Source organism: Frankia sp. ACN1ag (assembly GCF_001414035.1).
GTDB lineage: Bacteria > Actinomycetota > Actinomycetes > Frankiales > Frankiaceae > Frankia > Frankia torreyi.
In genome coordinates this window covers 270,021-284,272 of record NZ_LJPA01000001.1, presented here as the reverse complement: position 1 = coordinate 284,272, position 14,252 = coordinate 270,021, and the positions used below count along the sequence as shown (strand labels likewise).

Annotated in this window: 15 protein-coding genes and 1 pseudogene; 12 read left to right on the top strand and 4 right to left on the bottom strand. The window is 69.9% G+C overall.

Translation table 11 applies throughout. The annotated features are described in order from the left end of the window. Nucleotides 1-384 precede the first annotated feature (384 nt). From UK82_RS01205 to UK82_RS01195, 3 genes are all read left to right on the top strand, one after another. Entirely contained in the window at nt 385-1,029 is a 645-nt protein-coding gene (locus UK82_RS01205) for a response regulator transcription factor (RefSeq protein WP_044885443.1), read from the top strand. Nucleotides 1,030-1,341: 312 nt separating this feature from the next. Continuing rightward, nucleotides 1,342-2,664 (top strand): HNH endonuclease signature motif containing protein, encoded by a 1,323-nt coding sequence (locus UK82_RS01200; RefSeq protein WP_199865390.1) that lies wholly within the window; start codon nt 1,342-1,344, stop codon nt 2,662-2,664. A gap of 138 nt (nt 2,665-2,802) precedes the next feature. Beyond that, nucleotides 2,803-3,159 carry a hypothetical protein gene (locus tag UK82_RS01195; protein WP_055406035.1) on the top strand — a complete coding sequence of 119 codons (357 nt, stop codon included), beginning with the start codon at nt 2,803-2,805 and terminating at the stop codon, nt 3,157-3,159. Here UK82_RS01195 and UK82_RS01190 read toward each other — a convergent pair. After that, nucleotides 3,138-3,434 (bottom strand): annotated as a pseudogene (locus UK82_RS01190) (type II toxin-antitoxin system VapB family antitoxin); the annotation flags it as partial. The gene UK82_RS01195 and the pseudogene UK82_RS01190 sit on opposite strands and share 22 nt — an antisense overlap. A gap of 287 nt (nt 3,435-3,721) precedes the next feature. On the opposite strand from UK82_RS01190, the gene UK82_RS01185 reads away from it, so the two are divergent. The 8 genes from UK82_RS01185 to UK82_RS01150 all read left to right on the top strand — a co-directional run bounded on the left by UK82_RS01185 (nt 3,722) and on the right by UK82_RS01150 (nt 11,031). After that, nucleotides 3,722-4,459, top strand: a complete 738-nt coding sequence (locus UK82_RS01185; RefSeq protein WP_236705333.1) for a DUF2470 domain-containing protein — start codon at nt 3,722-3,724, stop codon at nt 4,457-4,459. Between the two features lie 396 nt (nt 4,460-4,855). Continuing rightward, complete coding sequence (locus tag UK82_RS34870) at nt 4,856-5,071, top strand: hypothetical protein (RefSeq protein WP_236705332.1); 216 nt, start codon at nt 4,856-4,858, stop codon at nt 5,069-5,071. Nucleotides 5,072-5,106: 35 nt separating this feature from the next. Then, a complete protein-coding gene (locus tag UK82_RS01175) occupies nt 5,107-5,631 on the top strand; it encodes an OmpA family protein (protein ID WP_063897415.1) in 525 nt (174 codons plus the stop codon). 43 nt (nt 5,632-5,674) lie between these two features. Next, the gene (locus UK82_RS01170; protein WP_044885439.1) at nt 5,675-6,433 is read left to right on the top strand and encodes a metal ABC transporter ATP-binding protein; all 759 of its coding nucleotides are present in this window, start codon (nt 5,675-5,677) and stop codon (nt 6,431-6,433) included. Then, nucleotides 6,430-7,281, top strand: a complete 852-nt coding sequence (locus UK82_RS01165; protein ID WP_044885438.1) for a metal ABC transporter permease — start codon at nt 6,430-6,432, stop codon at nt 7,279-7,281. Before UK82_RS01170 ends, UK82_RS01165 begins: the two co-directional genes overlap by 4 nt. Beyond that, on the top strand, nt 7,278-8,162 hold the full coding sequence (locus UK82_RS01160) for a metal ABC transporter permease (RefSeq protein WP_044885437.1): 885 nt from the start codon (nt 7,278-7,280) through the stop codon (nt 8,160-8,162). The genes UK82_RS01165 and UK82_RS01160 overlap by 4 nt, the downstream gene beginning before the upstream one ends. Further along, nucleotides 8,163-9,377, top strand: a complete 1,215-nt coding sequence (locus UK82_RS01155) for a pyridoxal phosphate-dependent aminotransferase (RefSeq protein ID WP_044885436.1) — start codon at nt 8,163-8,165, stop codon at nt 9,375-9,377. Nucleotides 9,378-9,435: 58 nt separating this feature from the next. After that, entirely contained in the window at nt 9,436-11,031 is a 1,596-nt protein-coding gene (locus UK82_RS01150; RefSeq protein ID WP_044885435.1) for a hypothetical protein, read from the top strand. Here UK82_RS01150 and UK82_RS01145 read toward each other — a convergent pair. Both UK82_RS01145 and UK82_RS01140 read right to left on the bottom strand, forming a co-directional pair. Then, the gene (locus UK82_RS01145) at nt 10,988-11,614 is read right to left on the bottom strand and encodes a hypothetical protein (protein WP_044885434.1); all 627 of its coding nucleotides are present in this window, start codon (nt 11,612-11,614) and stop codon (nt 10,988-10,990) included. The genes UK82_RS01150 and UK82_RS01145 overlap by 44 nt on opposite strands. An 88-nt stretch (nt 11,615-11,702) precedes the next feature. Next, nucleotides 11,703-12,104 carry an SCO5389 family protein gene (locus UK82_RS01140; RefSeq protein ID WP_044885433.1) on the bottom strand — a complete coding sequence of 134 codons (402 nt, stop codon included), beginning with the start codon at nt 12,102-12,104 and terminating at the stop codon, nt 11,703-11,705. A gap of 387 nt (nt 12,105-12,491) precedes the next feature. Between UK82_RS01140 and UK82_RS01135 the strand changes: the two genes are divergently transcribed. Beyond that, nucleotides 12,492-12,887 (top strand): Fur family transcriptional regulator, encoded by a 396-nt coding sequence (locus UK82_RS01135; protein WP_044885490.1) that lies wholly within the window; start codon nt 12,492-12,494, stop codon nt 12,885-12,887. Between the two features lie 110 nt (nt 12,888-12,997). Here UK82_RS01135 and UK82_RS01130 read toward each other — a convergent pair. Then, nucleotides 12,998-14,133 (bottom strand): CapA family protein (locus UK82_RS01130; RefSeq protein ID WP_236705330.1); only part of this gene is annotated, 1,136 nt, incomplete at its 3' end. Between the last annotated feature and the right edge of the window lie 119 nt (nt 14,134-14,252).

Here is a 14,252-nt window from a genome sequence, read left to right as displayed (position 1 = left end):
CGCCGCTCCCGGCCACCGAGGCCATAGGCGATCCGGGTGAACAGGAGAAAGGCAATGATCATCGTTGTGGCCGGCGACCGCTGGGCACCACCGACCACGTGCGCCGCCCACGCCAGGCACACGGAGGACGACGCGAAGGTGGCAGCTCGTCCAAGGCGAGCCGTCCCTCCACCCGCCGACCAACCTGTGCTCACAGGGACCAAGACTGCCATGTCCGACCCGCTCATCGCCACACCCCCTCCCGCAACGTCGTCAAGCCGTCAGTTGTCCTGCTGGCAGCTCCCCCCGAAATCCGTCAACCTCGGACGGTCAACACCCATCCACGGGTAGCGTCGGNCTTCTCCGACGCCGGAGCCCAGGATCCCGAAGAAGGGCTGATGCATCGTGCGGGTGGTCATCGCCGAGGATTCGGTACTGCTCCGTGAGGGGTTGCGTCGCCTTCTCACCGACGCCGGTTGCGAAGTAGTCGCCACGGTCGGAGACGGGCCCGGCCTGGTCGATGCGGTGGTGGCGCACCAGCCCGACGTCTCCGTCGTGGACGTCCGAATGCCTCCGTCCCACCGCGACGAAGGGCTGCGAGCCGCGATCAGGGCCCGCTCCGAGGTCACCGGCTCACCGGTTCTCGTCCTGAGCCAGTACGTCGAGAAACAGTACGCGGCGGAGCTTCTCGCTGACGGCGCTGGCGCCGTCGGCTATCTCTTGAAGGACCGCGTCGCCGACGTGCGTGAGTTCGTTGACGCGGTACGTCGGGTCGCCGCAGGCGGCACCGTCATGGATCCGGAAGTGGTGGCACAGCTTCTCGTCCGGAATCGTCGTAACGACCCCATGTCCGCATTGACCCCTCGGGAACGAGAGGTCCTCACTCTCATGGCAGAAGGCCGATCGAACACCGCGATCGCCGCACACCTGGTCGTGAGCAGTGGCGCGGTCGAGAAACACATATCAAACGTCTTCTCGAAACTCGGACTCGAGCCGACCACGAAGGACCACCGTCGGGTCCTGGCGGTCCTCGCCTATCTGCGGAGCTGAGCGACTCGATCGGCAGCTCACCCCCTCCAGCAATTCGAACATGTGATCGATTATGTAACTCGCGCGCACGCTTGTCAAGCGGACCCGGCGTTCACCCCACAACAGCATGGCCATCCACGGNCGCTCCCGTGGACGCGCCGGCGATCACAAGAACGAGATGTGCACCGCGGAGCAGAGAAGCGTTGACATTGGCAGCCACAACCCCAAGAGAGGCAACCGCGACCGACCGCGATGCTGGATGACCTCCTCGACGTGAATTGCGGTGATGCGCGGCACTTGACGAGGAGGCCGACGTGACGCAAAATCGAACACATGTTCGACGATGATCTGAACGCCCTCCCCCTCCCCGACCTTGAGGTGGAAGTCTGCAGCTGGGCTGGTCGCATCTCGGCAGCGACCTGCCGCTGGCTGACTCTGATCGCCGCCTTCGACCGCCGGAAGGGATGGTCCGCAACCGGGCTGCCGACCTGTGCGCACTGGTTGGCCTGGCGCTGCGGGATCGGCCTGCGCGCGAGCTACGAGTATCTGCGCGTCGCTCGCGCACTCCAGACACTTCCACAGATCAGTGCGACCTTCGCCCGAGGCGAGATCTCCTACTCCAAGGTCCGAGCCGTCACGCGCGTCGCAACCCCGGACACGGATGCCGCGTGGGCTCACGAGGCGGCGCGATGCTCAGCCCGCGAGCTCGAACGACTCGTCTCCCTCCAGTCGAAGATCGATTCAGACGGCCAGGACGACCGCGAGAAGAACAGCGGCAAGAAGGACTCCGTGCGCTGTTCCTGGCATTGGAACGAGGACGGCACCTTCTTTCTGATCGCCCATCTCGATTCGGAACGTGGCGCGGTGGTCGCCAAGGCCCTCGCGATGGCCGCGACAAGTCTCGACCAGTCGGCCGGACCACGTGACGACGAGAAGATGTCTATCGATTCAGCAGACGACCCGGAAAAGGTGGTGCCACAAGCCCTGCGAGTCGACGCGCTCGCGGGAGTCGCGGAGTCCTTCCTTACCCACGGCGCGCCGGGACTGACTGATCCGACTTCATACACCGTCAACGTACATGTCGATGTCGACACTTTGATAGGCGGGGCCGAAACTCGTCGGGACGACCGAACCCAAAAGGCCGAGAAGAAGGATCCTAGCGGTCGGACCTGCGAGATCGAGGGCGGTGCCACGCTCGCGCCGAGTGTCGTCCGCCGGCTGTCCTGCGACAGCCTTCTCCGTGCGGTTCTGACCGACCCGAAGGGAAACCCGCTCGCGCTCGGACGCACCCGACGGAGCCCATCCACCAAGCTGCGGAGGGCTATCTATGCGCGAGATAAGGGCGTCTGCCGGTATCCCGGCTGCCGACACACCCAATGGCTTCAGGTTCATCACTTGCAGGAATGGGGCATCGAGAGCGGGCCGACGGATCCCGTGAATCTGGTTCTGCTCTGTTCACTCCATCACCGGCTGATTCACGACAGAGGCCTGGTTCTCGAACGGCGACCGGCCGGAGACCTCCTGGTCTTCCATCCGGATGGTACGGTCACGCAGGAGGCGCCAACGATCAGCAGCGATCCTGACCCGCTGCGCTTCTTCCGCTCTGCCACGCCCCGTGGGCCTGGCCACGGATCCTCGGTCGGACAGGCGGCGTGAGCGCCTCCGCCCAAGCCGAGTGCCGGTCGATCCGCACACGTCGCACTCGACCAGATGCCCCGTCTCGTGACCCAGTCTGGCGTGACACGAGGTCGGTTGCCTGGCTACGTGAGGCGATGCCCGTAGGCTCCCGGTCTTGTGAGCCCCATCCTCGCGTCCGGACGAGCTGGGAACTTCCTCCGATCTGTGTTGATCATTCTTCTGCTCGTTCTGATGATGCGGACGGCCTACCTCCTGTGGTTCTTCCACACCCCGGCCTGGACGTCGCGACCGCACGACGTCCGCTACTGCGGCGGATGGTACGAGCGAGCCGACGCGCCGGATGTCACTGGCCGGCAGGCCAGGAGGACCGCTGGCGGCGACCTCAAGCCAGTGATGCGGTCACCGGTCTTTCGGCCGATCACCGCCTACCGTCCGTCCTCGACCTGCCCGCAGTATCTGTTCGCCAAGGTCGGCAGGGACGTCTACGTGACCTACCGCGCCACCGAAGACTGAGCGGAGTCACTCAAAGCCGGTCCGGTGAGCACGTAGACCCGGGCGTGTATCGAGGTGCGCTGCTGCAGCGCCGCGCGGACCGCCCGATGCAGCCCATCCTCGAGGTAGAGAGCACCCCCCCATTCGATCACGTGCGGGAAGAGGTCTCCATAGAAGGTCGAGTCCTCATCGAGCAGCACATCCAGCGCCAGTACCCGTTTCGTCGTGACGAGCTGATCGAGCCGGACCTGGCGAGGGGGAATGGCCGCCCAGTCCCGCTGGCCAAGGCCGTGCTCNGGGTACGGGCGACCGTCTCCGACCAACTTGAAGATCACCGGCACCTCCTCCTCGAGGGCGAGACATCCGTCGACTACGACAGCCTAGAATCCCCGCCCCGTCCATAAGACCCCGGTCGGCCCAGAGCGGGAACCGGGTGGACATCAGGACCACGGCCGTGTGGCGGATGCCCACATCGGGCCGGCGTATCCCTTGACCTCTGCATCCAGCCTGGCTTAAGTAAGCCTTACCTGAATACATGGAGGTCTCAGTGACGTCGCCAGCCCACACCCAAGACATGATCACTATGGCTCGACAGGCGAGGACGGTCCTTGCCGGTGGCCGCACGGCACTGCTGACCCTCCCCTGTGAGCAGGCACGGGGCTGGGTGGGAGTGATCGATGACGGGGGTGAGCCGGTGCTGATGGCGAGCGCCGTCGGCCGGCTGGCCAGCGCTGCCAGGAATGGGAGGCGAAGCTGGGTCGAGGTGCCAGGGCACTCTGGCGAACGGCTGATCCTGACCGGTCCGCTGCGGGTGGTGCCCGGTACCACAGAGCAGATCCTGAGCCGGCTCGACGATCTGGGTCGCATGGTCAGCACGGAGGACGGCGTCACCGATGGCCTTTCCGTGCTGGCGCTATCGGTCGAGGACGTGGTGCTCTGCCTACCCACTGTGGCCAGGGACGGCCGTCCACGCCGGTGGCCCTCCGCCACGGTGGGTCGGCGCATCGACCTGGCCTCCTATGCGTTTGCCGAGCCGGACCTGATCAGCGCCTACGCGGCGGAGCTCATCGAGCATCTCAACGTCGGACATGCGGATCAGATGCGCCAGCTCGCCCGACACGCTCTGCCGGCGACGATCGAGGGCGACATCGCCGGCGTCCAGGTCAGCGGCCTGGATCGGTACGGCATGGACCTGTGGCGGGTGGACGGCGCCGGAGCCGAGCAGGTACGGGTCGCCTTCCGGCAGCCGCTCGTCGAACCGCGCTCCCTCGGACGCGAACTGCGTCGATTGCTCGACCAGTCGGCCAACGCCTCGGAATGACGCCCATAATCGGCGCCGGACGTTCCTGCCCCACGCCCGGAGGCTCAGATGCCGCGATCACATCACCGTCTGAGCCTTGCAGTCACGGCACTCGTCACGCTTGCGACGCTGACTACCGCAGCCTGTTCCGGCGGATCGGACGGTCCCGACGCTTCCGGTCCAGCCGCCGGATCCGCGCGGCCGGCGAGCCCGGCGTCGCCGAGAAACGAGAACCCGGCGGTCACCCGAACCACTCGGCTCACTGCCGGCAAGGATGGCCCCGTCGAGATCGGGCTCGTCGACCTGCATGTCAGCGGCAGACTCGCCGTCCTGCGGCTGATCTTCACACCGCACCTGCGCACAGACCGGCCCGGCGGCGTCTCCCTGTTGGACATGGCGGGTGGTCGAGGCGCCAGCGTGAGCCTGGTCGATACCGAGCACCTGCGCCGCTACCTGGTCGTCCGCGACAGCCACAATGAGCCGCTCGGTCCGAACCCGGTCCTGGCTCGCACCGCCAACGACAGTCCACTGGCTGCGACCTTCACGTTCGCCGCGCCGCCGGCCGAGGTCAAGAAGATCGACGTCTATCTGGACGATCAGATCGTCTTCGACGGTGTGGACGTCGCCTCGTGAGTGGACGTCGCCTCGTGAGTGGGACGGCCCGAGCGATGTTGGCGTTGGTCGCCGTGCTGGCGCTCGTCGCTGCGGCCCCCGTGCCGGACGACGAGCTGCGTACCGCGGTGCACGAGCTGCGGACCGATGAGGCGGTCCGCCCGATCGACCTCGCCAGGAGCGTCGTCGAGCTTCGCACCGAGGAACATCGTGGCACCGAGACCACGCTCACCCTGAGCGCGGACGTGCTGTTCGCCTTCGACTCAGCCGAGCTCACCGCGATCGCGCGCCGCCAGATCGCCGACGTGGCGGGCCGGCTCGCCGACTCCGTCACGCCGGTCCGGGTAGACGGGTACACCGACAGCTTCGGCACCCCGGCCTACAACGTGATCCTGTCCCAACGGCGCGCCAGCGCCGTCGCCGATCTTCTGCGTCCCGCGGCGCCAGCGGGGGTGCTCGTCTCCGCCAGGGGACATGGATCCGCCGATCCGATCGCCCGCAACACCCTGCCCGACGGCTCGGACGACCCGGCCGGACGAGCGATCAACCGCCGAGTGACCATCACCTTCGGCGACCAGTGAGTCCAATTTGACATCGGCATCGAAAATCGTTTCCAATTAGGTCATGTCCCGACCCGCCGCGATCGTCTTCGACCAGGCGAGCATCGCCTATGGGCGGGTGCCTGCGTTGGAGCAGGTCCACGGCACGGTGCGCCGAGGGGAGATCGTCGCGCTCGTCGGGCCCAACGGCGCCGGCAAGTCAACCCTGATCAAGGCGCTGCTTGGCCTGGTGCCGGTCGCGTCGGGTTCGATCACCGTCCTCGGCCAGGCGCCCGCGCAGGCGCGCCGGCTGGTCGCCTACGTGCCGCAGGCGGACACGCTCGACCCGGACTTCCCGATCTCGGTGGCACAGGTCGTCCTGATGGGCCGCTACCGGCGGATCGGCTGGCTGCGGCCACCCGGGCGGGCTGATCGAGATGCGGCCGCCGAAGCACTGGCGGCAGTGGGCCTCGCGCACCGGGCGGCAGACCGGTTCGGCACGCTGTCCGGGGGGCAGCGGCAGCGGGTGCTGCTCGCGCGGGCGATCGCGGCGCAACCGGAGGCTCTACTGCTCGACGAGCCCTTCAACGGGGTCGACGCGGTCTCCCAGGAGGCTCTGCTGGACACGATCAAGACTCTCGCCGCCGGCGGCGCCGCGGTCGTCGTGTCCACCCATGACCTGGGCCTGGCGCAGTTGACGTGCGACGGTATCTGCCTGCTCAACCGGCATCAGTTCGGTTTCGGCCCGCCTGCCGACGTGCTCACCCCCGACCTGCTGCGGGCCGCCTACGGCGGGGCGGCGTTGGAGCTGGGCGATCGCGGGCTGATCGTCGCTCGCTCATGATTGACATCCTGGTCACGCCGTTCGACCGGCCGTACATGACACGGGCTCTCGTCGAGGCACTGCTCCTCGGTGCGCTCTGCGGCGCGGTCGGCGTGTATGTGCTGCTACGACGGCTGGCGTTCCTGACGGACGCCGTCACCCACACCGTCTTTCCCGGGGTCGTCGTCGGGTTTCTGGTCTCGGGCCGGTCCGGCATCGTGCCGGGCGCGCTCGTCTGCGCGGTGGCCGCCGCAGCCCTGTTCACGGCGATCGCGGCGACCCGGCGGGTGAACGAGGACGCGACCCTGGCCGTGCTGCTGACGGCCTTCTTCGCGGTGGGGGTGATCCTCATCTCGCGGCAGCATTCCTACACCGCCGATCTCACCGCCTTCCTGTTCGGGCACGTGCTGACCATCGACACGACGGACATCGTGGTCACCGCGGCGGTGACCGTCCTGGCCGGCCTGGTTCTGCTCGGGCTGGGCAAGGAGCTGCTGCTGCGGGCCTTCGATCCGGAGTGGGCCCGGGCGACGGGCTACCGGATCACCGCGCTCGATCTGGTCAGCAACATGCTGATCGCGCTGGTCGTGGTCGCCTCGGTCCAGGCTGTCGGGACCGTGCTCGTGATCGCGATGCTCGTCGTGCCGGCTGCGGCGGCGCGGCTGCTGTCCGAGCGGCTCGGCGTCATCGTCGCCGTGGCGGTGCTCGTCGGCATGGTCGGCGCCTGGCTGGGTCTCGCCACCAGCTACGAGGCGTCGGTCGGTCACGACCTGCGGCTCGCCGCCGGGGCCACGATCGTGCTCGTCCTCGTCGCCTTCTACGCCCTGGTGACGCTCGGCCAGGCCACCCGCCGGCTGGTGCGGCGGTGATTCTGCTCACCTCGCTCGGCGACGGCTACGTGCGGCGCGCGCTGCTGGAGGTCGTGATCGTCGGGGTGCTCTGCGGTGCGGTCGGCGTCCATGTCGTGCTGCGTCGGCTGAGCTTCCTGACCACGGCGTTGACCCACGCGACCTTCCCCGGAGTGGTGATCGCGACGCTGCTCGGCCTGGGCCTCGTCCTCGGCGCGGGGGTGTTCGGCGTGCTTCTCGTGGCTGTCGTGGCGGCGCTGACCGGCCCGCGCGGCGCTGAGCACGGGCGGGAGACGACCAGCGTCACCGCCGTGGTGCTCTCCGGCGGCTTCGCCCTGGGGATGGCGCTGATGTCGACACAGGAGGGCTTCAGCCGGGACCTCACCGCCTTCCTGGTCGGTTCGGTGCTCACCGTCCAGCCGAGCGATCTCGTCGTCAGCGCGGTGACGGCGGCGGTCGTGCTGGGGATGCTGGCGGCGCTGCGCAAGGAACTGCACCTCGCCGCCTTCGATCCGGACGCCCTCGCCGCCGCGGGCTATCCGGCCCGCCGGCTCGATCTCGTCCTGCTGCTGGCACTCGAGGCGACGGTGGTGACCTCCCTGCCCGCTGTCGGCACGATCATGGCTGTCGCCCTGATCGTGGGTCCGGCGGCAACCGCCCGGCTCTGGTGCTCCCGGACATCCACGATGACCGCCGTGGCCATCGGCGTCGGCGTCGCCTCAGGGGTGATCGGACTCGCTGTCAGCGAGCAGTGGAATGTCGCGGCCGGCGGTGCAATCGTCCTCTCCGTCGCCGCATTCTTCATGACCTCGCTGGTGTTGCGGTCACTCCCGTGGGGTGAACTGGCCGTCGCGGTCGTGGGCCGCCGGAAATCCGCTGGACGCCCCACCTACTCTGGGTAGATGGAGTTCACCCAGTCCGACAAGCTCGCCGACGTCTGCTACGACGTCCGCGGGCCTGTCCTCGACGAAGCGACCCGGCTGGAAGCCGCGGGCGCGCGCATCCTCAAGCTGAACATCGGCAACCCGGCGCCGTTCGGCTTCTCCGCACCGCCGGAGGTACTTGAGGCCGTCGTGGCAAACCTGGCGGACGCACAGGGGTACAGCGACTCCAAGGGTCTGCGCGCCGCGCGCGAGGCGGTCGTGGGCTACCACAACCGCAAGGGCATCACCGGAATCACGTCCGACAGCGTGTACCTGGGCAACGGCGTCTCCGAGATGATCATGATGTCGTTGCAGGCGCTGCTCAACAACGGCGACGAGGTGCTGCTGCCGGCGCCGGACTACCCGCTGTGGACGGCCGTGGTGAGCCTCTGCGGCGGGCGGCCGGTGCACTACCTCTGCGACGAGACCGCCGGCTGGGCGCCGGACGTGGCGGACATCGCTCGCAAGGTCACCCCGCGGACCAGGGCGATCGTCATCATCAACCCGAACAACCCCACCGGCGCCGTCTACGACCGGCGGGTGCTGGAGGACATCGTCGAGGTCGCGCGGCGCCACCATCTGATGCTGCTGTCCGACGAGATCTACGATCGGATCCTCTACGACGACGCTGAGCACATCGCGACCGCGTCGCTGGCTCCGGACCTGGTCTGCATGACCTTCAACGGGCTGTCGAAGGCGTACCGGCTGGCTGGGTTCCGCTCCGGCTGGATGGTGCTGTCGGGCCCGCGTGGACACGCCTCGTCCTACATCGAGGGGCTGAACATCCTCGCGAACATGCGGCTGTGCGCGAATGTGCCCGGGCAGTTCGCCACGCTCGCCGCACTCGCCGAGAACGGCGGTGCGGGTGATCTCGTCCTGCCCGGCGGCCGGCTGCGGGAGCAGCGGGACACGGTCGTGAAGCTGCTCAACGACATCCCGGGCGTGTCCTGCGTGCCGCCGCGAGGCGCGCTGTACGCGTTCCCGAGGCTCGACCCCGAGGTCTATCCGATCGAGGACGACGAGCGGTTCGTCTTTGACCTGCTGGCGGCCGAGAAGATTCTTCTTGTGCAGGGAACCGGCTTCAACTGGCCACATCCCGACCATGTCCGGATCGTGACGCTGCCCTCGGTGGACGATCTCACCGACGCCGTCGGGCGGATCGACCGGTTCCTGGCCCGGTACAAGCAGAACTAGTCCTATCGACACCATCGACGAGGTTGTCCACAGGCAGGCGGCGGCTTGTGGACAACCTGTGGACAACTCGCGCCGCGACCTGCGGGTCGCGCTTCTGCTCGCCGTCGCCGTCATCGCGGTGGAGATCACGCTGCACGCCCGGATCGGGCGTCCGCTCTGGTACGACGAGCTCTGGCGCCCGCACTTCGCCGGCGAGCCGTGGCCGACGTTCTGGCCGGAGCTCAAGTCGGCAAACGCGCCGTCGTCGCTGGGATCGATCGCGCTGACCCGGCTGACCGGCAACGTTCTCGGCTGGCATGCCTGGACGCTGCGCACCGTCACGGCCGGCATCTGGCTGCCGGTGCTGGCGGTGGCGACATTCCTGTCCGCGCGGCGCTTCACCGGCGTCCTCCCGGCCGCGGGCGGCGCGGTCGCGGTGGCGCTGAGCGGCACCGTCGTCGACTCCGGCACCCAGCTCAAGCCGTATGTCCTCGAGGCCGTCGTCTCCCTCGCGGTGTTCGCCCTGTGGACGGCGCCCGGCGCGCCGCTGCGGAACCGAACTGCCGCCGGCGCCCTGGCCGCGGTCTCGCTGCCCGCCGTGTTCCTGCTGGTACCGCTGGCCGTGGGCGACCTCGTCCGCGACCGCCGAACCGGCTGGCGCGCCGCGCCGGCGCTGCTGCTGGCCGGCGGGCACACGCTGCTGTTCGTCTCCCACCAGTCCAGCCAGCGCGCGAGCCACTTCTGGGACGATCAGTTCCTCGCCGGGCGAGGCGTTCTCGGCGGGCTGCGCTTCACCGCCGACCAGGCACTCGCGGTGCTGGGCGGCGCGCCACCCGGCATCGACCGCTACGACCCCAACCTGGTGCATTCCCTGCTCGAGGGCCACCGACTCGCCACGGCCCTCGTGGGAACCGCGACGGCCGTCGCCATGCTCGCGGGCGCCCGGGCGCTGCGCCGCCGGACGGACGGCGCGACCCTGCTGTGGAGCCTGGTCGGCGCCGAGCTCCTTCAGCTCGCGGCGAGCGGCGGACGTTACTGGCCCTTCGGGGCCTGCCGGCCGAACCTGTTCCTCGTCCCGTTGCTGACCATCGTCGCGGCGGTCGGCGCGGGCGAGCTGGCGGCCGCGGCCTGTCGGCGCCGCGGTCACGTCATCAGGGCGGCCAGCGTGCTCTGCCTCGCGGGCGTCGCGGCGACGCCGGTCTGCGCGGCCGCCGGGATCGGCACCATGTGGCGGGAGCGCCACGATGTGCGCCCGATCGAGGGCATGGTGGACGCCACTCTGGCAGTGCGCGACCAGTACCGCCCGGGTGACGCCGTCATCGTCGGCGGCCGCCTCGCTCGGGCGGGCTGGCTGTACGGGATGGAGCTCAGCGCCGACGGCCCGCGGCGACCAGGTGCACGGGTGCCGCGCTCGGCGACGACGTTCCTGACCGCCATCGGTCGCGGTGGGGCGGAGCGGGCCGTGCGGACCCGCCAGCATCCCCCGCGGCGCGTCCTGCTGTTCGTCCTCGCCTACGACCGCCGGGGCACGGCCGCAGAGCTCGCCACCCTGCGCCGCGGCGGATGGTGCAACCGCGGCGTCCGCTCGTTCCCGCTGACCGGGACGTTGCACGAGCTGGACCGCTGCGCGGTCACGGGGCGGCGGGGGCCGCCGTCGCCATCGGCTGGCCGATGATCGCCGCCAACGCCGCCCACTCCCGGTCACCGTCGGCCAGCGAGGTGCGGATGCGCTGCTGCAGAACGCCGACCTCGATGCGGGTGCCGTCGAACAACTGGGCGCAGGAGGCCGTCGCCGCGGTATAGCCACGGCCTCCTGCGTCGTAACGGGCCCGTGCCCCGGCGGTGGGTGGCACCGGCGCGGTGATCGCCGCCGAGATGTCGGTTCCAAGGGTGGCGCACGCGGGTTTCAGGGCGGCGCCGTTCTGCGCGGCGAGCTGGGAACGGACGGTGGCCACGTCGGTGGCCACCCGGATCCGTAGTCCCTCGCTCCCGTGGTACCAGGACGCCAGCTCCGCGGCGTCGTTCTCGGCGGACACCGGGACGGCCGAGACGGGGGCCGTCGAGACGGGGGCGGGGGTACTCGCGTGCGTGCCACCGGCGGGCAGGCCGGATGCGGGCTGCTCGCCCCCGGTCACGATGGCCACGGCGCCACCGATGATCAGCGCGATCATGCCGAGAATGGCGAGCCGGCTCCCGATCGGATTCTGCAACGGGTCCGGCTCACGCAGCCAACCCGGCCGGCCGCCCTGCCGCGCCATGCCGATCCTCCTCCGCCCATCCGGCCCTGACACCCGACGCAGGGCAAAGGTTATGCCGCGGGGAGGGGCCGGCCGGCGCCGGGGGAGCTCAGCAGTTGACGAGCTCGGGCTTCTGATTGAGGATCTGCGCCTCGCGGGACACGAACTGCCGGTACTGCTCCCCACCGATCGCGTCGAGGCCGAACATCCCGACCCGGTGGCAGTTCTGAAACACGAGGGCCACGCCGAAACGCCGCTCCAACGCTGAGCGGATGGAGGTGCTGGCCATCGCGCGCAGTAGCTGGCCCCCCTCCGCGTCGGTGGGCGGCGTGCCGTCGAAGGCGGTGAAGTCCGACCCGGCGGCTTGGGCCGGCCCGAGCTCGGCCGCGAGCCGCTCGACCAGCTCATAGGCGAACGGCAGCGAGGTGCGGACGCAGTCCAGGAACGCCTCGTCGGTCAGTTCGCCGACACGGGCGGCCTCAACGAGCTGCGGAGTGACTGTGAGTGACATCGGAACCTCCGGGAGTGGTGGCGAGCCTGTTCCCGCCGCGATCCACCTTTTCGGAAATGAATTCCATTGTCAATAACGTTGCCATCGGAGTGCCATCCGGGTCGGCCGAACGGCCCTGACAGCGCGCGAAGGTGAGAAAATGAGATCGTGAAGCACCCCGAGCCGCGACCCGAGCCGCGAGGACGTCGCGGCCCGGCCGGGGTCGACGGCGCCTCGGATCTCTGGGGCGTCTCGGACCTCCGGGGCGTCTCGGACCACAGCACGGACGCGGCGAAGGGAGTGACGGTGAGCATCGCGAGGAACGAGCCCAGATCGCCCGATGCGGACCCGTCCCCTCGGCCGGTCCCCGGCGCGGCGGCGCGCGGCGCACCCGGCCGCGGCACGACGGTGCGCGCCACCCGGCAGGGCGACGCGGTGTGCGCCGCCCTCGCCGAGACCGACGCCTTCACCAGCGCTCAGGACCTGCACGCCCTGCTGCGCTCACGGGGCGCCGGGGTCGGGCTGACCACCGTGTACCGCCATCTCCAGGTGCTGGTGGACCGGGGTGAGGTCGACATGATCCGCCGCGACGACGGCGAGACGGTCTACCGACGCTGCGCCACCGCGGCGCACCACCACCACCTCGTCTGCCGGGTCTGCGGGCGGACCGTGGAGATCGCCGGCCCGGAGATCGAGGCGTGGACCGCCGCCATCGCCGACGCCGAGGGCTTCGTCGACGTCGAGCACACCGTGGAGATCTACGGCACGTGCGCCGACTGCGCGGCAGCGTCCGCCGCCTCCTGAACCATCACGGACCAAACCAGCACGGATCAAACCATCACGGGGCGGTGGCCGCGAGGCCGGTGCAGCCACGCAGGGCGTTCCAGGCGGCGAGCGCCTGGCTGCCGGCGGCNCCGCTCAGCGGCCGCGGTGCGCCCCCCACGATCCGGGCGGGCACCCAGGTGGCGTCGGTGACCGCCCTGCCGGCCACGGTCAGGCGCAGCACCCCGGACTCGGTGTTGCGTCCGGTCCCGGAGGAATAGAAGACGAAGTTCCCCAGGCCGTAGTCGACGTAGACGCCGTCGCTGGTCCAACCCGCCCCGAGCAGGACGTGGGCGTGGCTGCCGACGACGACGTCCGCCCCGGCTGCGGCGAGCCGGGGGACCAGGGATCGCTGCGTGTCGCTCGGGCACTGCTGCTGCTCGACCCCCCAGTGCAGGAACACGACAACGGTGTCGGCCCGCGCCCGCGCGCCCCGCACAGCGGCGACCAGCTTGTCGACCTCCTTCGCCGAGGCGAGGCCAGGCTTGTGCGGCCCGGCGGTCCAGGCGGCGATGAGCTGGTCGTCGAGGACCTGGGTCGCCCCGATGACGGCGATGCGCTGCCCCTTCACCGTCGTCGTGTACGGGGCGAAGGCGCTGGTGTCGTCCTCGCCGATGCCGATGACCGGGAAGTGGGCGTCGCGGGCGTGGCGCAGCGAGTCCTGCAGCCCGGTCAGGCCGTAGTCCATGCCGTGATTGTTCGCCATGGTCACGACATCGATGCCGGCGGCGCGCACCGCGTCGAACGCGGTGGGCGGGGCACGGAAGGTGAACTCCTTCGGCGCCGGGGTGCCGCCGTCGGTCACCGCGGTCTCCAGGTTCGCGACGGCGAGGTCCGCGGCGGCCAGGGTCGCCGAGATCGGCCCGATCGCCGTGGCGGGATCGGCCGCGAGGCGCTGGCCGGGCGTGCCGGCAAAGTGGATGTCACCGCCGAACGCGATCGTGACGGGCTGCCCCGTCGGCCGTCTCGCACCGTTCCCGACCGGGCTGGAACCGTCGGCCGAACCGGTGCCCCCGGCGGCCGCACCCGGGGTGGCCGGGGAACCGGTCCCGCCCCGGCTGGCCGCTGTGGCGGTCGCACCGGTCGGCGCGGGAGTCGGATCCGCGTCGTCGCCGTAGGGCATCGAACAGGCGACGAGCCCGACCAGCAGGACTCCGGCCGTGCCGAGGGCCAACCCCGCGACTGCCGACCGACGCCCGGTCAACCGCCGCGCGAACCCCCCGCCCATGCCGCGTTCCTCCGTCCGACGTCCCCGTCCGGCAAGCCTCGCCGACCCGGCCGCGCCGGGCCAGTGGACGTCACCGGACCGACAGCCGGGACAGGGTAACCAGCCGAGACCGCGCTGAC